19 protein-coding genes are annotated in these 18,279 nt (G+C 61.9%); 7 read left to right on the plus strand and 12 right to left on the minus strand.

Features of this window, described 5'->3' with window-relative positions; genetic code table 11:
* Positions 1–2 precede the first annotated feature (2 nt).
* Positions 3–350 carry a helix-turn-helix domain-containing protein gene (locus PW947_RS05275; protein WP_299630016.1) on the plus strand — a complete coding sequence of 116 codons (348 nt, stop codon included), beginning with the start codon at positions 3–5 and terminating at the stop codon, positions 348–350.
* Positions 351–409: 59 nt separating this feature from the next.
* Here the strand turns inward: PW947_RS05275 and PW947_RS05280 are convergent, their stop codons facing one another.
* On the minus strand, positions 410–631 hold the full coding sequence (locus PW947_RS05280) for a hypothetical protein (RefSeq protein ID WP_299630017.1): 222 nt from the start codon (positions 629–631) through the stop codon (positions 410–412).
* Positions 632–901: 270 nt separating this feature from the next.
* Here PW947_RS05280 and PW947_RS05285 point away from each other — a divergent pair, with 270 nt between their 5' ends.
* Positions 902–1,195 (plus strand): H-NS histone family protein, encoded by a 294-nt coding sequence (locus tag PW947_RS05285; protein WP_366146092.1) that lies wholly within the window; start codon positions 902–904, stop codon positions 1,193–1,195.
* Between the two features lie 137 nt (positions 1,196–1,332).
* A complete protein-coding gene (locus tag PW947_RS05290) occupies positions 1,333–1,920 on the plus strand; it encodes a LysE family translocator (RefSeq protein WP_299630018.1) in 588 nt (195 codons plus the stop codon).
* A gap of 40 nt (positions 1,921–1,960) precedes the next feature.
* On the opposite strand, the gene PW947_RS05295 is transcribed toward PW947_RS05290, so the two are convergent.
* The 3 genes from PW947_RS05295 to PW947_RS05305 all read right to left on the minus strand — a co-directional run bounded on the left by PW947_RS05295 (position 1,961) and on the right by PW947_RS05305 (position 4,213).
* The gene (locus PW947_RS05295) at positions 1,961–2,788 is read right to left on the minus strand and encodes an AraC family transcriptional regulator (protein ID WP_299630019.1); all 828 of its coding nucleotides are present in this window, start codon (positions 2,786–2,788) and stop codon (positions 1,961–1,963) included.
* Positions 2,789–2,797: 9 nt separating this feature from the next.
* Entirely contained in the window at positions 2,798–3,103 is a 306-nt protein-coding gene (locus PW947_RS05300) for an NIPSNAP family protein (RefSeq protein WP_299630020.1), read from the minus strand.
* A gap of 99 nt (positions 3,104–3,202) precedes the next feature.
* Positions 3,203–4,213 carry an aldo/keto reductase gene (locus PW947_RS05305; RefSeq protein WP_299630589.1) on the minus strand — a complete coding sequence of 337 codons (1,011 nt, stop codon included), beginning with the start codon at positions 4,211–4,213 and terminating at the stop codon, positions 3,203–3,205.
* Between the two features lie 118 nt (positions 4,214–4,331).
* Between PW947_RS05305 and PW947_RS05310 the strand changes: the two genes are divergently transcribed.
* Both PW947_RS05310 and PW947_RS05315 read left to right on the plus strand, forming a co-directional pair.
* Positions 4,332–5,225, plus strand: coding sequence for a LysR family transcriptional regulator (locus PW947_RS05310; RefSeq protein WP_299630021.1), 894 nt, complete (start codon positions 4,332–4,334; stop codon positions 5,223–5,225).
* A 168-nt stretch (positions 5,226–5,393) separates the two neighbouring features.
* Positions 5,394–6,650, plus strand: coding sequence for an MFS transporter (locus PW947_RS05315; protein ID WP_299630022.1), 1,257 nt, complete (start codon positions 5,394–5,396; stop codon positions 6,648–6,650).
* A gap of 98 nt (positions 6,651–6,748) precedes the next feature.
* Here the strand turns inward: PW947_RS05315 and PW947_RS05320 are convergent, their stop codons facing one another.
* On the minus strand, positions 6,749–7,846 hold the full coding sequence (locus tag PW947_RS05320) for a porin (protein ID WP_299630023.1): 1,098 nt from the start codon (positions 7,844–7,846) through the stop codon (positions 6,749–6,751).
* 308 nt (positions 7,847–8,154) lie between these two features.
* Between PW947_RS05320 and PW947_RS05325 the strand changes: the two genes are divergently transcribed.
* Both PW947_RS05325 and PW947_RS05330 read left to right on the plus strand, forming a co-directional pair.
* On the plus strand, positions 8,155–8,742 hold the full coding sequence (locus tag PW947_RS05325) for a hypothetical protein (protein ID WP_299630024.1): 588 nt from the start codon (positions 8,155–8,157) through the stop codon (positions 8,740–8,742).
* Positions 8,743–8,872: 130 nt separating this feature from the next.
* The gene (locus PW947_RS05330) at positions 8,873–9,766 is read left to right on the plus strand and encodes a LysR family transcriptional regulator (RefSeq protein WP_299630025.1); all 894 of its coding nucleotides are present in this window, start codon (positions 8,873–8,875) and stop codon (positions 9,764–9,766) included.
* A gap of 449 nt (positions 9,767–10,215) precedes the next feature.
* On the opposite strand, the gene PW947_RS05335 is transcribed toward PW947_RS05330, so the two are convergent.
* The 7 genes from PW947_RS05335 to pnuC all read right to left on the minus strand — a co-directional run bounded on the left by PW947_RS05335 (position 10,216) and on the right by pnuC (position 18,255).
* Entirely contained in the window at positions 10,216–11,034 is an 819-nt protein-coding gene (locus PW947_RS05335) for a formate/nitrite transporter family protein (RefSeq protein WP_299630026.1), read from the minus strand.
* A gap of 276 nt (positions 11,035–11,310) precedes the next feature.
* A complete protein-coding gene (locus PW947_RS05340) occupies positions 11,311–13,464 on the minus strand; it encodes a TonB-dependent receptor (RefSeq protein WP_299630591.1) in 2,154 nt (717 codons plus the stop codon).
* Positions 13,465–13,559: 95 nt separating this feature from the next.
* Complete coding sequence (locus PW947_RS05345; protein ID WP_299630027.1) at positions 13,560–15,107, minus strand: PepSY domain-containing protein; 1,548 nt, start codon at positions 15,105–15,107, stop codon at positions 13,560–13,562.
* 202 nt (positions 15,108–15,309) lie between these two features.
* Complete coding sequence (locus PW947_RS05350; protein ID WP_299630029.1) at positions 15,310–15,675, minus strand: DUF2946 domain-containing protein; 366 nt, start codon at positions 15,673–15,675, stop codon at positions 15,310–15,312.
* A 199-nt stretch (positions 15,676–15,874) separates the two neighbouring features.
* Positions 15,875–16,306: a DUF2946 domain-containing protein gene (locus PW947_RS05355; RefSeq protein WP_299630030.1), complete on the minus strand. Its 432-nt coding sequence runs from the start codon at positions 16,304–16,306 to the stop codon at positions 15,875–15,877.
* 78 nt (positions 16,307–16,384) lie between these two features.
* Positions 16,385–17,602, minus strand: coding sequence for a phosphotransferase (locus tag PW947_RS05360; protein WP_299630031.1), 1,218 nt, complete (start codon positions 17,600–17,602; stop codon positions 16,385–16,387).
* A 29-nt stretch (positions 17,603–17,631) separates the two neighbouring features.
* A complete protein-coding gene (gene pnuC / locus PW947_RS05365; RefSeq protein WP_299630032.1) occupies positions 17,632–18,255 on the minus strand; it encodes a nicotinamide riboside transporter PnuC in 624 nt (207 codons plus the stop codon).
* Positions 18,256–18,279: the final 24 nt, after the last annotated feature.

Consider the following 18,279-nt stretch of genomic DNA (forward strand, 5'->3'; position numbering starts at 1 on the left):
CCATGAGCCTGCCTACTGCCGAAGCCGTCTACGGTGACTTCCGGAAACTGCCGACCGAAGAGCGCATCAAGTTCTTCTCGCTGCTGAGCGAAGCCACGGTCAATAACGACAATTTCACGCATGAAGAAGTGTTTGGTGATCTCGCCGATGCCGAACTGACGTCGGCGGAAGCCGCGGAATATCTCGAAGTGTCGATGTCGACATTCCGGCGCTATGTCGGCGCAGGAAAACTCGCCGCATCGAGTGAAATGGGTCGAAACCAGTTGTTCGCGTCAAAAGCGCTGAAAGCGTTCAAGCGCGCGTTGCGGGACGTAAAAGGCGATACGAAACGAGACCACAAGGGCGGCTGATCGCCGCGTCGTCTGCCCGGACACCCACTCAACCGGCGCGCGCACCCCGCGCACGCCGCCTAAGCCATCGCCAACTCCAGCATCCCGCCTGCGCGTGCAAGCCGGTATGCCTCTTCGCCATCCGCGCGAGCCGCCGCTTCGGAATCGAACACATCCTGATTGAAAGCGATGACCTTGCTGCCGTTTCCGTTTGCTCTGGAGATCGTCAATCCCCAGTGCCAACCGGCATCCTGTTCGAATACATGAAGCGTCAGATCGGGCAAGCATCGCGTATCCGCCATAAATGCCTCCGTAGGTCCAGAACCGGCGCGCCAACAGGCGCCAGTTCGTTCCAGTCCGTTTTTAGAATAGACGTAGCGATATTGCATTGCAACATCGGGTTTGTGCCCATTCAGCCGAAAGCCCGCGCCAGCACGCGCTCGCTAGGATGCTGTCTCATTTACGCCAAAAATCAGGCAGCGATCGTGCAAAAATCAGCATTATCCGACACGCTTGATTCGCAAAACAGCGAGGTAAAATTGTCAAATCCCTACAACTAAAAAGGAAAAATCGTGAGTACCTACAAGGAATTGCTGGAGCAAAAGCGCGCACTCGAGGAACAGATCGCCCAAGCGGAGTCGGTCGAACGGACTGCGGCGCTGGAGCAGGTCCGTCAGGCGGTCGCGGATTTCAATTTCACCGCCGACGACATCTTCGGCAAGCGCCGCTCGACCAGCGACCGCCGCACCGGTCCGCAAGCACCGAAGTTTCGCGATCCGGCCACGGGCGCGACATGGAGCGGTCGCGGCAAGCGTCCGCGCTGGCTGAGCGACGAAAACCTCGAACAATTCCGCATCGCAGACTAGCCACGCCAATTCGCCCGCGCGCGACGCACGCCACACGCGTGATACGCGCGGCCGTCGAGGGTGATTTTCTTCAATACGCGTGACACGGGATTGCCTACCTTCACGCTTCGATCATTTTCGAAGCACGAAGGCATCCCATGACACCGCTCCTCTCGATGGCCGCGTTCGCGCTGGCCAGTTCCATCACGCCGGGCCCCGTCAACGTGGTCGCATTGAGCACCGGCGCGCGACGCGGCCTGGGCGTCGCGATGCGCCACGTCAGCGGCGCAACGTTCGGCTTCACGCTCCTGCTGTTGCTGACCGGTTTGGGCTTGCACAAGATCCTCGCCCGCTGGCCGGGTCTCACGCACGGCATCCAGTGGGCGGGCGTCGCATTTCTGTTCTACATGGCATGGCAACTCGCCAGCGACGATGGCGCGCCCCGCCCCGAAAAAAGCCGTCGCCCGCCTTCGTTCCTGTCCGGCGCGGCAATGCAGTGGCTCAACCCGAAAGCGTGGCTGGCATCGATTGCGGGGATGGGCGTGTATGCGTCGAACGGCGACACGCTGCTGGTGTGGCGCTTCACCGCGCTCTACTTCGTGATCTGTTACGCGTCGCTGTCGTGCTGGGCGGTTGCGGGAACCCTGCTGCGCGGACATCTGAACGAACCGTCCCGGATGCGGCTATTCAACCGGACGATGGCCACGCTACTCGCTGCGAGCGCGTTGTATCTGCTGGAAAGTTGACGGTTGCAAACGGCCCGCACACCGCGTCCGGCCGCTGCATTCAACCGCGGTATTGGCCCGGCGTCGCCGCGACGCGTTGAAGAAACGCGCGTTGCAAATGCGCCTGATCGGCAAAGCCGGCATCGGCGGCGACTGCCGCAATCGGCCGGCCGCGCTTCAGTTGCGCACGGCTGAATTCGACCCGGCAATTGACGACGAACGCATGCGGCGTCATCCCGTAACGTGCATTGAATGCGCGAATCAGATACGACGCCGACAACCCCGCCGCCGCGCAGATATCGTCGAGCTTGAGCGGCTGCGTGCAGTGCGCGCGGATAAAGTCCGCCGCGCGCGCGAGCTTGTAATTCGCCTCGGTGGGCTGCGTGGGCGCCGGATTGAGCAAACGATGCGCATGCTCGAACAGTTCGACGATCGCGCTGTGCTTGTACAACGTATCGATGCGCGCGTCGTCGAGCGTGTCGTACAGCTGGTCGAGTTGCGCGAACAGCGCGGCATCGCGGCTTGCCGCCGTCGAAAACGCGCGGAAGCCCTGATTCCTGCTGAAACCGAGTTCATGCTGAAGCGCAGTCAGCCACGCAGTGTCGAGATAGAACATCCGGTACGACCACGGCTGATCGTCGAGCGGATTGCAGGCGTGGACGTCATGCGGATTCATCAGCACGACCGCGCCGCGCCCGACGCGCTGACGCACGCGGCCGTTCACGTAAACACTTTCGCCGCCCGTCACCGCGCCGATCGAAAACGTCTCGTGCGCATGCGATGCGTAACTGATCTTGCGACCGTCGTCGATCGCGCGCGCTTCGATGAACGGCAGCGCGTCATCGCGCCAGAAACGTGGCGTCGCCAGCGACGTGGACGGCGTGCTCATCGCGCGCGCTCAGTCGAAAACCGGCCGGAAGAAGCTGCGTTCATAGCTGATGATGCAACCGGTTTCTTCCGCGTAACGAAACGCCGCCTGACACTCGGGATCGGTCAGCGAATCGGTGCGATACGTTTCGTAGGCGGCGAGACCTGGAAACGAAAACAGCGCCAGCGCAACGTTGTTTGCGCCTTCGCCCGGCAGAAAATAACCATGATGTGTGCCGCCGAATCGCTCGACGAGTGGAATCCACATCTTGCCGTACGCTTCGAATTCCTTCAGCTTGCGGGCGTCGATGATGTAGCGCAGATAGCAGGTGATCATGGTGTCGGGCGACCGGAAGAGACAGCCATTCTAGCTGGCTCTTTCCGACCGCGCAGTGCCTGCGCATCGCGACGCCGGACCCAGCGCTCACGCCGCCTCTCACGCAATACGTCGGCCTTCGACCGGATAGCCGGGATCGGTGTAACCAGGCGTCGATGCGTGACCGGGCGGCACGAGACTATCGACGAGCTTTTCGTCGTCGGGGCCGAGTTGCAGACTCAACGCGTCGATATAACTGTCCCATTGCGCCTCGGTGCGCGGACCGGCAATCGCCGAACTGACGAAACGGTTGTTCAACACCCACGCCAGCGCGAACGCAATCGACGTCGTGCCGCGCGCTTTCGCGTGTCCGGCAATCGTCTGCGCGATCTTCAGCGACTCGGGACGCCACTCGGTCTGCTGGATCCGCTTGTCGCCGCGAGCGACGCGCGAATCGGCGGGCGGCGGCGCATCGACCGCATACTTGCCGCTCAGCACGCCACGCGCCAACGGGCTGTAGGGCACCGCGCCCAAGCCGTAATGCGCGGCGGCCGGCAGTTGCTCGACTTCCGCCGTGCGATCGACGATGTTGTACAGCGGTTCGCTCGCCACCGGCCGGTCGATGCCCATCTGATCGGCGAGTCGCACGATCTCGGCGATGCGCCAGCCCTTGAAATTCGACACGCCGAAGTAACGGACCTTACCTTGACGGATCAGGTCGCCGATCGCGCGAACCGCTTCTTCGAGCGGCGCATCGGTGATCGCGCGATGGAAATACAGCACGTCGATATAGTCGGTGCCGAGCCGCTTCAGGCTCGCCTCGACCGATTGCATGATCCACTTCCGCGACTGTCCCTGATGATTCGGACCTTGCCCGCCCGAGCCGGGATAACCGAACTTGGTCGCGATGACCCAGTCGTCGCGATGCGCGGCAATCGCACGTCCGACGATTTCTTCGGAACGGCCCGCGTGATAGACGTCGGCGGTGTCGATGAAATTGACGCCCTGATCGTAGGCTTTCGCGATGATCCGCTGCGAGGTCGCTTCGTCGGTTTCACCGCCGAACATCATCGCGCCAAGGCACAACGGCGACACTTTGAGGGCGCTGCCGCCCAGATACCGATAATCCATTTTCTGCTCTCCGTATTCGACGCGCGCAAGCGTTGCGTCCACTTCGCCTAATGTACTGAGCATGGCGTTAGGTGACTAGACGGTAGAATCGGCAAACACCCATGAGCAGAATTCATCAATGGCACGCGAAAATCTGAACGACCTTCTCGCCTTTCTGGCGGTCGCGCGCGAACGCAGTTTCACGCGGGCGGCGGCGCAACTCGGCGTGTCGCAATCGGCGCTCAGTCATACGATCCGTGCGCTGGAAACACGGCTCGGCCTGCGTCTGCTGACCCGCACCACGCGCAGCGTGTCGCCGACGCCTGCGGGCGACCGGCTGCTCGCGACCATCGGTCCGCGTCTGGATGAAATCGACGAAGCACTCGCGGCCCTCGGCGAGCTTCGCGACAAGCCCGCGGGCACGATCCGCATCACCACCGACGAGCACGCGGCCAGTTCGATTCTCCAGCCGAAACTCGCGCAACTGCTGCCCGAGTATCCGGACATCAAGGTCGAACTGGTGATCGATTTCGGATTGACGGATATCGTCGCGCAGCAATACGACGTCGGCGTGCGGCTCGGCGATCAGGTCGCGAAAGACATGATCGCCGTGCGTATCGCGCCGGATATGCGAATGACCGTGGTCGGCGCGCCATCGTATTTCGCCGGTCGCAAGCGGCCCAAAAAGCCGCAGGATCTGACCGATCACAACTGCATCAATCTGCGGCTGCCGACCTATGGCGGTCTGTATGCATGGGAATTCGAAAAGGCCGGTCATGAGTTGCGCGTGCGGGTCGAAGGACAACTGGTGTTCAACGGCACGAACCAGATGCTGACCGCCGCGCTGTCCGGCTGCGGACTCGCGTACGTACCGGAAGATCTGGCGTTGCCGCATATCGCGGAGGGACGGCTGAAAGCGGTGCTCAAGGACTGGTGCCCGACGTTTCCCGGCTATCACCTGTACTACCCGAGCCGCCGGCAGTCGTCGCGCGCGCTGGCGGTGCTGATCGACGCGTTGCGTTATCGAAGCTAACGCGTCGCCGTTACCCTCGCCGGAAAACCCCGCACCACGATGGTGCCGCGAGCGCGCATCGTGTTCCGATGGTATGGTCCGCGAACGATGCGCTGCGGCGCAACATTACGCGTTTCGCGCGCCCCCGCGCGCGAGCGCGGCCTCACTTTTGCCCTTTCATTCGACCTTATGCTGACCGAAAACCCCTCCCCGCAAACCGGCGACCTGCTGGACGACGACACTGCGTCGTCCACGCGTCAGTGGCTGGCCGTGGCTGCCGTGACGATCGGCGCGTTCGCGTTCGTTACGACGGAATTCCTGCCGGTCGGACTGCTGCCGCATGTCGCGCGCGAACTGGGAGTATCGCCGGGCACCGCCGGGCTGATGGTCACGACACCGGGCGTCATCGCGGCCATTTCCGCGCCTGGACTGATGCTCGGCGCCGGCCGCATGGATCGGCGGCTGGTGTTCCTGCTGCTGACGGCGCTGCTGCTCGGCTCGAATCTGCTGTCCGCGTTCGCGCCGAATTTCACGGTCATGCTGATCGGCCGCGCGTTGCTCGGCGCGGCGTTGGGCGGTTTCTGGACGCTCGCGACGTCGGCCGCGAAACGCCTCGTCGAACCGCGCGACGCCGCCAGAGCGATGGCGATGATCCTCACCGGCGTCACCTGCGCGACCGTGATCGGCGTGCCGTTGGGCACGTTTATCGCCAGTTTCGCGTCGTGGCGGGTGTCGTTCATGGCCACCGGCGGACTGGTTGCCGTGGCGCTGGCGGCACAACTGTTTTTCGTGCCGTCGTTGCCGTCCGCGGCGGCGTTGCGCCCGTCGGATTTCGTGACGCTGCTGCGCCAGTCCCATTCGCGCCGAAGTCTGGTGATGGTCGCGCTGGTGTTCGGCGCGCATTTCTCATGCTTCACCTACGTGACGCCGTTCCTGCTCGGCGACGCACAACTCGATATGAGCGTCATCACGTGGCTGCTGCTCGGCTTCGGGATCATCGGCTTCTTCTCGAACTTCGTCGCATCGGCGACGGTCGTGAAAAACCTGAAACTAACGACGGCGGCAATGGTGTCGCTGCTGATGTTCGCGCTGCTGCTGATGCCTATCCTGCGACATGTTCCGCTCGGCGTGACTGCGGTTCTGCTGATCTGGGGCGTCGCGTTCGGCGCGCTGCCGCTGTGCTTCAGCGTATGGATCCAGCGCGCGACGCCGGATCAGCCGGAAGCCGGATCGGCGCTGTTCGTCAGCATCATTCAGGTGGCGATTGCGGCGGGGTCGCTGGTGGGCGGAACGGTCGTCGATCGGGTCGGCATCCGGGCCGATTTCCTGCTCGGCGCGTCGCTTGCGCTGCTCGGACTGGCGGCGCTGGTGAGCGTCGGCGCGCGCGCCGACGTCCGCGAAATGGCCGACGCGACGCAGGTGCCATGCGAGGCGACGCTCGACTGACGCGCGCGCGTGGCGCACCAGCAAATAAAAACGGCGCGCACCGAAGTGCGCGCCGTCGCATTCAAGCCGATACCCGGCGATACGCCGGGCCATCGTCATCAGAACACGTTACGCATACCGATTGCGACACCGGTCTGGTTGTTGCGACCCGGGAAGTCCGCGGTTGCCGCGCCCGTGCCGTGGATGAAGTCGACCGTGCCGTACACTTCCGTGCGCTTGGACAGCGAGTATTCGGCCAGCAACACGCCCGAGTAACGGACGCCGCGACCCAGCGTCGTGCCGTCTGCGTTCAACGCGTTACGCGAGTGGTCGTAGTACGCCGCAGCCGTCAGCATCAACGGCGCCGTCACTTGCCACGTCGAACCGACGTAGAAACCGTCGTCGATGCGGTTGGTGTTGGTGACCGGCGTGCCCCAGCTTGCCGCCGGCGAGCTCGTCGCCGCCATGTACTCGTCGACCATGCCGGTGTTGTCCTGCGCGTGCATCCAGCCCGCGAACGCCTTGACCGTGCTGAACGCGTAGACCGCGCTGACGTTGGCAACGCGGAATTTGCGGTTTTGCGAGTCGCTGTTCTGCTGGTAGCCAGCGTCGAGCGACACCGGGCCGTACGTGTACGACGCCGTCAGGCCGTACATGCTGCTCGCGCCGGTGCTGCCCGCGACGCCGCCAAAGCTGTACATGCCTTCGACGTTCAGGCCGCCGAACTGGCCGTTGTACTTGACCGAGTTGTTCTGGCGCAGACCGTAGCCGAGCGCGCCCGGCATCCAGCCGTCCTGATCGTAGTTGCCGACCGTCAGCGGGTCATAGAGGTTGCCGAGCTGATCGAACAGCGGCGTGTTCTGACGACCGAACGTGACCGTACCGTACTGGTTGCTCGACAGACCGACATACGCCATCCGGTTGAACAGCGTGCCGCTGCTTGCCAGCGCGCCGTTCCACAGGTTGAAGCCGTTTTCGAGGCGGAACACCGTCGACAGGCCGCCGCCCAGGTCTTCGCTGCCCTTCAGGCCCCAACGGCTGCCCGTGATCGGGCCGACGCCCATCGCCACCTGGCTGTCGTTGTTCGCGTTCGCGTTCGTGAGATAACGCACGCTCGTGTCGACGATGCCGTACAGCGTGACCGAGCTTTGTGCAAATGCGGACTGCGCGGCAATCGCGAGCAGTGCGCCGCCAAGGGCGGAAATGGTTTTTTTCATCGAGAACTCCCCGTTTCTATTTATCCAGGCGAAACGCTCGCAATCCGGAGACAGCGGCGATTCATGCTCAAAATTTGTAACGGGTGCGATCATATTTCCGACAAATTAAATCGCGACCTATTTTCTGCAGGGCTGTCGCCCGTTTACAACATCCATTTGACATTCGTATCGCGGGTTACGCCTCATATCCAGATCGGTTGACGTTTGCTGAAATGTCTTAACAAGCGGTTGAGTCGATCGGGCTAGAGCGAGGAGACGCGCTCGACCGGTCGTCCGGTCCCCCGGTCGGAGTCTATAAGGAGCCTGCAATGGCGCGCACCGAGCTGGCGGTACTCATCGGCGTCGGATTGCTCGCGCTGACCTGCCTGGTCGTGTGCGGCGTCTACGTGTACTGGTGCAGCGACGGCTACCGTGCACGCAAGCGCCGGACCGACGCACAGCCGGACGGCGCGCGACAGCCCCGGCGCAATCACCCACCGTTTTCGGAAACGGAGGCCATCATGGGCACCCAACTTAGCCACCGCTGCAAGACCTCGTTGTATCGCGTGATGTTCGGCCATTCGCACGAAGAAAGCATCGTGTTCCTGATGGCTGCCAGCCGCGAAGCCGCGCAAAAACGCGCGACCGATGCGTTGTCGGTGATTCACGGCATCGCGACCGAAGAGGTCTATCTGTACAACCTGTCGTCGTTTCGCGAGCTGATCGAGAACGGCGTCAGCGAGGACGAAGATACGCGGATCTTCGAGCTAGCCTGGAAAGGCCCGAACGTGAGCGCATGGGCCGAACATCCACTGTTCCTGACCGACGACCCGAGCCTGATGGGCAAATGGGCCGAACTCTACGCCGACCTCGCGCGCGAACTGGCGACCATCGCGATCAACCGCGCGCGCGGCTGATGCGAAACACGAAATCCCTACGCTTTCCTCTCTATTTTTCGCCTTCCCGAATCTAGCGATCCGTGCGCCGCTCGATGCGGCGTAACACGCTTGTTTGATAAAATCCGCGGATTGCAACATGGGAATGCGTATGGACTTCCGCCAATTCCGCACCTTCGTCATTGCGGCCGAGCAACTGCATCTCGGACGCACGGCGGAATTACTCGGCATCGCTCAACCGGCCGTCACGCAACAGATCAAATCACTCGAAGCGCAGCTCGGCTTCAAGGTGTTTCATCGGGTCCGTCGCGGCATTGAACTGACAGAAGCCGGCGCGATTTTTCTGGAACATGCGCAAGCGGCACTCGCGAAAGCGGAAACGGCCGTTCTCGCCGGACGACGCGCGAGTCGCGGCGAACTCGGCAAGATCTGCATTGCGTATGCGCACTCGGCGATGCTCGAACCGGAGTTGCCTGCACTGCTCAAACGCTTCTCCGAAGCACGGCCCGACGTCGAACTGGAATTGCGCGATATCACCGTGCAGGAACAGGTCAGCGCACTCGCCGACGAACGGATCGACGTAGCGTTCTTACGCTCGCCGCCAGGACCACTCCCTGCTTCGATCAAACTCACTGCGTTCTCGCGTCAACCTCTCGACGTGGTGCTCCCGCGCAATCATCCGGCGGTGCAATCGGACACGCTGACATTGCGCGATCTCGCCAACGAGCGCTTTATCGTCGTCGACGATCCACCGGGCATCGGCATTGGACATCGGGTGCTGCAACTGTGCATGGAAGCGGGATTCGAGCCGGCGCATGTGCTGCGCGCGGGAGATTCGGTGAGTATCGTCAGTCTGGTATCGGCCGGTTTGGGCGTGGGTCTGGTGCCGCGTTCGCTATCGCGATTCGGTATCGACGACGCCGTATTCAAACCCATTCCGATGGCCAACTGCTTTACGGAAATCGTCATCGCGACCCGCGCATTCGACCGGTCCGCGACGACCCGTCTGTTGCTTGAATTCGCTCAGAAACCCACCGGCGCTTAAACGCGTCAATGCATCGAAGCGAGTGCCCCTCTCTGCGGCACTCGCCTTCCCGACAACGTTCTATTGCACTGCCACACCGCTTGCCGGATTCAAGGCGCTCGCGTGCGCCAGTTGCGCGGTCGCGCTCTTTGCTTGAACGCGCGCTTCGGTCGCTTGCATGTCCGCCCGACGTATCCGGTACTCGGCCTGTGAAGAGCGAGCATTTGACGCCGCGCAATCAATCGAATCAAGCAAACTACGGCCGCGATTTCGATAAGAAGTTGTTATCGAAATACGAAAGAAACGGTAAGCACCGACACCTGGCCAACGCCAAAAGCAAAACGTCCGCCGTCCTCGACTAGAGGAACGGCGGACGTTGACGACTCGCATGCCAAACAAAGCGCGCTAAAGATCCGAGTACTTCAATACCTTAAGCAACCACAACTGGCAGTCGGTACAACCGCGTCGGCTTAGCGACGTTGTAGACCATTTTCCGATGCGGGAATGCGTGCCTTCGACGGATGACCGATACCGCCTTCCTGCAACCAGTAGCCGAGTCCCATGAAGATCGCACCACCGGCGATATTGCCGAGCGTGACGAAGAACTCGTTATGAATCGCGCCTTCGAGCGTGATGTTTGCCGGGTGATCGCCGATCAGTGCGAGTGCAAATGCAAACATGTTGGCGACGCTGTGCTCGAAACCGCTTGCGACGAAAGCGAAGATCGGCCAGAAGATCAGACCCAGCTTGGCGCTGTCATTCGACGTGCGCGCAGCCATCCAGATTGCAAGGCAAACCAGCCAGTTGCACAGCAGTCCCTTCGCGAACAGTGCGGTTCCCGGCGTGCTCATCTTGACCGACACCGACTTGAAGAATGCATCGGAGCCGTCGGTCAACAACACGCCGCCGCCCGCCAGATGCAGGATTTCCGCAAGCACCGTTGCGCCGATCAGATTGCCGATCCAGCACACGACCCAAACCACCACCAGCCCGCCCATTCCCGTCTCACCGCGCAACACGGCGAACGGCATGTACATCGCTGTACCGGTGAACAGTTCTGCGCCCGCGAACACCACGATCGTCAATGCACAGGCAAACACAGCGCCCATGATCAGATGCGCGTAAGCGGGATCGACGTGCGCGCCGACCGTGTACATCAGGATATCGCCGAAGCCAATATAAGCACCGGCCATTGCTGCACCGATGAGAAATGCCAACGGCGAGCGCAACACAGTCGCTGCCTTGTGAGCCCCGACCTTAGCGAATTTATCAATGCTTTCTGCGTACATCACAACTCCAGTGTTTCCGAATTCTTAGTCTCACTCATGGTGCGACAAACTGGCGCGTATGATAAATCGACGCATCTCAAGATTCATTACAAAACGGAGCCAAACGTCTCGATTAAGGACCTGAATTCACTGTACTCCTGCCACGACGTCCAATCTGTGCACCTTTTGCGCCGATATCCTGACGATAGCCTTGCAATGGAGCACAGATTGGACGTGCGACGAGCAGTACACACGTCAAGACGCGCCGCTTAGGAAAAACACAGCACGGACTCGCGTTTAAAACCGGTAGTTCAGCAGCAGTTCAAGGCGCCGGTCGTTGCCAAGCAGATATTGCGTCTCGTCGTAGTACGCGCTTTGCACGTAGTGGCGATTGAGCACGTTGTACGCACGCGCGGTGATCGTCGTGTCTTTGCGCGGCTTCCATGCGAGCGCCAGATCGACAGTCGTATAAGACGGCATGACCAGTTGATTCGCCGTATCCGCATAGCGCTTGCCGACGTACTTGACGCCCGCAATGCCTGTCCATGCCGAAGCGAAACGCCAGCTGACCCACAGATTCGCGAGACGCTGCGGCACCGAAACCGGCACATTGCCCGCGCGCGATACTGTCGTCCCACCTGAGCTTTCGACGAAATCGTCGTACTTCGCGCGCAGCATCGACACATTCGCATCGATGCGCCAGTCGCGCGCGACCTCCGCGCCGAGTGTCGCTTCGAGTCCGCGCGACGACTGCTGCCCGACCTGAATCGAGTTATCCGGATTCAGTGGATCGGCGGTGACGAGATTGTTTTTGACGATCCGGTACGCAGCGAGCGACCAGTCCGCCTTGCCGCCAAGAAACGATTGCTTGATGCCGACTTCGATCTGCTTGCCCGTCGCCAGTGTGAATTTCGCTTTCGACGCGTTGAGCATCAGCAGCGAACTGACGGGATCTGCCGCGATCGAGTACTGTCCATAGACCGCGAGATCGGGTTGAATGTCGAACACCGTACCGACGCGCCAGCCCGTGTTCGCAAACACCTTCGTAAAGCCGCCGCCATTGACGAGGTCGTCGCGATTCACACTCGCATGGTCGTAGCGAATGCCGCCCACCACCGACCATCGCGATGTGATCGCGAGCCGGTCTTCGGCGAACAGCGCGTACTGGTTCGATTGCGAGCGGTACTTCGGCGCTGTCCCCGCGACATTGATAAAACTGCCCGCGTCGAAGTTATAAGGATCGACGTATGACGTGCCCGAGTACGGCGAATTATTATCGTGCTGAAACGTGGTGTGATTCAGTTCGAAGCCGGTGGAAAAGGTGTTTTTCATACCAAGCAACGCGCTTTCGAGTGTCGCGGACGTCACGTTTCCATACTGCTCCTGATCGTGAAAGATCTCGGTATAACTGCTTCTTTCGATCAATCCCGATGAAGGCATATACGTGTAGTACTCGGCGTCTTTCCAGTGCCGGTTACTCTTCATCCGGTACAGCGTGCTCGTGACGCTAAGGCTGTCGCTGGGTTGCCAGTTTGCCGCCACCGTCGCCCATCTGTCGCGATACGAAATTACGCTGTCGCCGACGTTGTAATTCTTCGAATACAACGACGAGTCGAGTTTGCCATTGATCAGCGGGATGCCGAAATACTGCATCGGATGCTGAAAGCCTTGCGCATACGACGCCGTCACGTTGAGTTCCGGCGTGATGTCGTAACGGATCGCACCCGACACCGACAGGTCACGCGAATTGCCCGCGTCCACCCAGTTCGCCGAACGGTTGCCGCTGATGTCGAAGCGATACGACAGCCGGTCGTTGATCGCGCCGCCGCTGCCGAATGCAATGCGTGCGGTCCGTTCCGTGCCGACACCCAGCTGGATTTCGTTTTCGATCGGCGTGCGGGTCGGTTTCTTCGGCACGACGTTGACGACGCCGCCAATCGCGCCCTCGCCGTAGATCACCGAAGCCGGTCCGCGCAGCACGTCGATATGATCGACGGCCCACGTATCGAACGGATACGTCACGCCGATTGCGCCATACGGGCGCACGCCGTCATACAGTTGCGTCACCGACGAACTGCCGACGAAACCGCGCGCGGACAGTTCCGAACCGCCGTTGCCCGGATGCGGCGATTCGCTGATGCCCGTCGCGCGACTGACCGCATCGACGATGCTTGCGTCGCCTCGTTCTTCGAGCGTCGCGCGATCGAGTTGCTCGACGCTTGCCGGCGTTTCGAGCGAAGTCAGTCCGAGACGACTGCCAGTCGTCAACGGACGTTCGAGTGGATTCGCTTTTGCGGCAGTGACGCGAACCGTCGGAAGCTGTTTCGACGCGGCGTCGTTCGGCGCAGCCGGAACATCGTTTGCGTCCTGTGTGGCGGGCGCGTTTTGCGCGTACGCCGCAGAAGCGAAAGCGGTCAGCGTGGCGGCGGCGAGAAGTGTGAGTGTGCGGATCATGATGGCATTGCGCGCTGTTACGCGTTCGTATGATGGGTAAGCGGCCGCTGCGACGTCGCGCGCGCGGCTGGACAGAGAGGCGTGATCGCGGTTCACGATGTGATTCGATGCGAGGCGCGCGCGACGATGAACCGGTCGAACACCCAGACCATCACCATCGTTGCGCCCATTAGCGGAAACACGACGCCGAGCAGAATCAGCGCGGCCTTCCAGCGACGCATCGGCGGCGCCGCACGTTCGCGCGACGGCGCACCGATCGATCGTTGCGGTCTGCGCGTCCACCACATCACGACACCCGTGAGCGCCATCGCGGCGAGTCCGAGCGAAATTGCCGCGCATGCAATCTGGTTCCACACGCCGAAATAGCGGCCCATATGCAAGGCCGTGCCATAGGAGACGACTTGCGACACGGCACCGTAATCGGCGTAGCCGATATCCCTGAGCACCGCACCGCTGTATTGATCGATGTAGATCGTTCGTTCTGCCTTCGGGTCGGCGGGGAACCACGACACGGTGAACACGCCTTCAGGCGTCGCGGGCAGCACGAGGTCGTAGCCGCTCGTCACGCCGCGCGCGGCAGCAATGTCGATCACCCGTGCAATCGACAACGCATCGCCCGACGCGGACTGCGAATCGGGCACCGGCACCTTGCCGACGGCCCACGGCGTCTGCGCGATCGGCAGATCGTCCATCACCATGCCGGGCATTGCGTTCGACACGGCACGGGAGCCGGTTGCGGCCTCCCTGGCGGCTTCGTGATGATGGGAAGTGCCTGCCACACTCGCATCGGCGCTGGAAGCCGCCAGCGCGCCGCTCGATGCGCCCGGCCGCGTCGAACGCAGCGGCAGGTCGCCCCACGCGCCCGCTGGATCGCCGAGGCTTGCGCGAGTTGCGAGTACCTTGAACTGCTGGCCCCAGAAACCGGACCACGGCAATCCCGACAACACGAAAGCGAGCGCGCCGAGCGCCAGCCAGATACCCATCACCGCGTGCAGGTTCTTCCACAACGGCCGCCCTTTCAACGATAGACGCGGCAGCAATGCATCGCGCGCGGTGGTCTTTTTTCGCGGCCACCACAGTGCGACGCCCGTGCCGATCATCACCAACGTCCAGCACGACGCGAGTTCCATCAGCAATTCGCCGGGACGTCCGAGCAGCAGCTTGCGATGCAGCATCCGGTCGATCCGCATAAAGCGGTTTTCGACGCTGAGCGTTCCCAGGATTTCGCCCGTGTAGGGGTTCAGATAGACGCTTTCCATCTGCGCGTCCGGTAGACGAAACACGAATTCCGCGCTACGCGCCGGATCGGTTTTCACTGCGACGCTGCTTGCAACCGAACCCGCAGGCACTGCCGTGTGTGCTCGCGCGAGCAGCGCGTCGGCGGATAGGCGCGGCGATGTTTGCGGCGCGACGTTGAATCGATGGCTGTAAAGCAGCGACTCGATTTGCGGTTGAAAACAGTACAGCGTGCCGGTGATCGCGAGGATCACCAGAAACGGCATCACAAACAGCCCGGCATAAAAATGCCAGCGCCATAGCGTGCGATAGCCGCGATAACTCGCATTCGCGGATTGATTCGACGCGGTGTCGGCGACATCGGCGTCGGCCGGCAATGCGCGTCGGGAAGGATGAGCGGACATTCGATGTTCCTCGATCGATAGATGAGTCGCTGTCGTCGGCTTCGCAACCGGCGTGACGGATCGTCCGCGCGCAATGCGCGACGACGTCGCATTCGCGAGGCGAAACCGGACAGGACGAATTCAGGGGACGAGCGCTCACGCACGCCTGCAACGCGGCGTGTAAACGGGCAATCAATTGCCCGTCAAAAGCGAGCGGATACGATCAGACGAGGAACGGTGGCGCGCGCGGACGGCCCGACGGGAACGCCTGGCGCGGTTGAAAACGGGTGGAGAGAACCGGCGCGGCCGCGGCTGTGACGACCGCTGTAAAACAGGGCGAAGCAGTCGCGACATCGGGCATCGCGACGTGATGCTGAAGCAACTGGCAATAGCCGCATGCGCCGAATGCATCGTCCGCGTGATGGCGGCCTGCATCGTGCGACTGCGTTTCCGAACAGAGTTCGGCAACCGGCTCGTGCGCCTCGCTCGACGCCACCAGTTGACTGACGAGCGGCGCGAACACGAGCAGCCACATGGCGAACAAACCGAGCCATGCGGTGACGCGAATGCGGGTTCGTAGCGCGGTCATCGGAAGACCGCGCGGGTACACATTGATTGGGAAAACATGATACGTCCTGGGTTTCAGTCGTCAGTTCGTCGTCGGGCCGTCGCTGGTTCATACGTTCATGCGTATGACGATGCCCATGCAGGCGCCGCGATACGCACACGAATGCGCAGCCCGCGATGCCGCAGCAAAACGCTGTGACATCGCATCGGAAAGACTCTAATCAGGACAGAACGGGAGGCGCGCGAGGTTGCGCCGAGGTCAGCGGTTCGACCAGACGCACGCTTTCGAAGCGGGTGGCGACCGGATGCTGGATGGCGCGTGCAGTGACGGCGAAGGTGACGGGTACGCCGGTAACGACGGGCATATGCGCAAGCAGGTTGCAGTACCCGCACGCCTGGCCGTCGGACATCGATTTGCCGGAATGCGACGGGGCGTTGTCAGCGGATTCGTGACTGACGACGTGTTGCGGCGGCTCGGACTCCATCGACGACATCGGGCAATGCGGACCCATCGACGCGATCATCGCCGCGGTGGCCATGTCGTCGCGATGGCTGGCCGCGAGTGCTTGCGACACCGTCGGCGCGAGCGTTGCCATCAGGATTGCGAGCAATCCCAGCAAGCTGCCAATCGTCCGGTAGAAGCGGCCGCGCATACGCCAGAATAATGTCAGGAGAGGAACCGGCGAATTATGCCACGCGGGCGTGTGATTGCGGGTTCAGACGTAGCAGGTTTAACGCCGCGAACGATCGCGTTTACGCAACCAGTCGAGCACCGCGCGACCCGCCGATGTCTCGAACCAGCGCGCATGACCCAGCAGATAACCGTCATACGCGACGTCCGCGTTCTCCGGCGATTTCACGATGCCCGCGAAATAACCCACTTCCGACAGCGCGAACTCCGTATGCACGATCGGCAGTAACGCGATCAGCGCAAAATACGCTTCGCCGGACAGCGGATTGAGCGATTCATAACCGGTCAGCAATGCATCGATCTGATAGAAATGCACACGACGATTCTCCGCCGCCGACATCCACTCGATCGCATTGCGTTCGATCGCCAGCGCGAGGTCGTACACCGCGCAGGTGCGATCCGACAAACCGAAATCGAGGATAGTGCGCACTTGCGCGCCCGCAGCGACATCAGTCCACAGCAGGTTCGAAGCATGCCAGTCGCCATGCGTCCACAACGGTTCGAGCGACGGCAAGCACGGTGCGAATCGCGCGTGATGCGGACCGATCGCATCGACGATCTCACTGCGCCATGCACGCGATCCGAGTGCTTCGAGCATCAAGGGTTGTGCATCGACCCAGCGTTCGAGCGCACCGGAGAAATCGTCGGAACCCAGCACACGAAAACTCTGCAATAGCGGCCTGATCGTGCGCGCGGGCGCCGCATAGTCCGCCGCCGCGCGATGCATGCGCGCCAGCGTCCGGCCCGCCGCGTATGCGTGCGACGCATGCGAAAACGGCAACCACGACATCGTCTCGCGATACGCATCGACGCCGGGTGCCAGTGCATGCACTTCATACGTCCAGTCGCCGGACGTGACGGCCGTTGCGCCGTCGAAGGTGTCGAGCACGTCCGAAACCGGCATCCCGCGCGAGCGCAGATGCGCGATAAAACGATGTTCTTCGTGCAAGCCTTCGGTGTCGCGAATCGTCACGTGATGACGCTTCACGAACAGCACATCGCCGCGCACCGTATTGACGATTGCCGCCGCCGAAAACGGTCGCGGACTGTGCCACGACACGGTCGCGATCGGACCGATTTCCGCGTCCGTACGCGAGTGATTCGCGTCGCGCCGATAGCGCGCAAGCACGCCGCTCAGTTCATCGCGCGTCATCAGCGGCCAGTCGCGTTCCTCCTGAACACCATCGACACCGAACTGCTTCGGCGCGATAGACAGCGGCAACGTGTCCGATGCGTAATCACCGTGTTGAACGGACATAGTCGAGCTTTCCCTTTGCACGTTCGCCGTTACGCAACCGACGCCGGTTCGCGTTGCGCGGCGGCGTCTACGTCACGGGCCATCGCGCGACTCCAGTCACGCCAGCCGATCACGGCCAGGCCGATAAACAGCGCGTAGAGACCGGCCGTGGGATACAAACCCTTGAACAGAAACATACCCACGTAGACCACGTTGACGACCGACCACAGCCACCACGACGCAATATAGCGGCGTGCGGTCCAATACTGTGCAACGAGGCTGAATGCGGTCAGCGACGCATCGACGAACGGCAACGCGGCGTCGGTATAGCGCGCCATCGCGAAACCGAGCGCCGCGCTGCACACGACCGCGAATCCGAGCCCCGGCAACAGCGCGCGCAACGGTACGACTCGCACGTGAACAGCGCCGGATGCGTTGCCGTCAGGGGTGTTGCCGGACTCGCGCTGCGCGAGCCAACGCCACCAGCCGTACACCTGCAAAATCGCGAACGCGCCTTGCAACAGCATGTCCGAATAGAGTTTAGCGTCGTAGAAAATCCAGCCGTACAGCGCGACCGACGCGAGTCCCACGGGCCAGCACGCCATCATCCGGCGCGCAGTCAGCCAGATTGCCAGCGCGCTCACGATCACGCCGACGATTTCAAGTGCGGACATCCTCTTACTCTCCCGTTCTGAATT

Source organism: Paraburkholderia sp. (assembly GCF_028283785.1).
Classification (GTDB): Bacteria; Pseudomonadota; Gammaproteobacteria; order Burkholderiales; family Burkholderiaceae; genus Paraburkholderia.

Coding starts and splice junctions, on each gene's coding strand:
- PW947_RS05275 (WP_299630016.1), top strand. CDS start 3: ATGAGCCTGCCTACTGCCGAAGCCGTCTACGGTGACTTCCGGAAACTG.
- PW947_RS05280 (WP_299630017.1), bottom strand. CDS start 631: ATGGCGGATACGCGATGCTTGCCCGATCTGACGCTTCATGTATTCGAA.
- PW947_RS05290 (WP_299630018.1), top strand. CDS start 1,333: ATGACACCGCTCCTCTCGATGGCCGCGTTCGCGCTGGCCAGTTCCATC.
- PW947_RS05295 (WP_299630019.1), bottom strand. CDS start 2,788: ATGAGCACGCCGTCCACGTCGCTGGCGACGCCACGTTTCTGGCGCGAT.
- PW947_RS05300 (WP_299630020.1), bottom strand. CDS start 3,103: ATGATCACCTGCTATCTGCGCTACATCATCGACGCCCGCAAGCTGAAG.
- PW947_RS05305 (WP_299630589.1), bottom strand. CDS start 4,213: ATGGATTATCGGTATCTGGGCGGCAGCGCCCTCAAAGTGTCGCCGTTG.
- PW947_RS05310 (WP_299630021.1), top strand. CDS start 4,332: ATGGCACGCGAAAATCTGAACGACCTTCTCGCCTTTCTGGCGGTCGCG.
- PW947_RS05315 (WP_299630022.1), top strand. CDS start 5,394: ATGCTGACCGAAAACCCCTCCCCGCAAACCGGCGACCTGCTGGACGAC.
- PW947_RS05320 (WP_299630023.1), bottom strand. CDS start 7,846: ATGAAAAAAACCATTTCCGCCCTTGGCGGCGCACTGCTCGCGATTGCC.
- PW947_RS05325 (WP_299630024.1), top strand. CDS start 8,155: ATGGCGCGCACCGAGCTGGCGGTACTCATCGGCGTCGGATTGCTCGCG.
- PW947_RS05330 (WP_299630025.1), top strand. CDS start 8,873: ATGGACTTCCGCCAATTCCGCACCTTCGTCATTGCGGCCGAGCAACTG.
- PW947_RS05335 (WP_299630026.1), bottom strand. CDS start 11,034: ATGTACGCAGAAAGCATTGATAAATTCGCTAAGGTCGGGGCTCACAAG.
- PW947_RS05345 (WP_299630027.1), bottom strand. CDS start 15,107: ATGTCCGCTCATCCTTCCCGACGCGCATTGCCGGCCGACGCCGATGTC.
- PW947_RS05350 (WP_299630029.1), bottom strand. CDS start 15,675: ATGACCGCGCTACGAACCCGCATTCGCGTCACCGCATGGCTCGGTTTG.
- PW947_RS05355 (WP_299630030.1), bottom strand. CDS start 16,306: ATGCGCGGCCGCTTCTACCGGACGATTGGCAGCTTGCTGGGATTGCTC.
- PW947_RS05360 (WP_299630031.1), bottom strand. CDS start 17,602: ATGTCCGTTCAACACGGTGATTACGCATCGGACACGTTGCCGCTGTCT.
- pnuC (WP_299630032.1), bottom strand. CDS start 18,255: ATGTCCGCACTTGAAATCGTCGGCGTGATCGTGAGCGCGCTGGCAATC.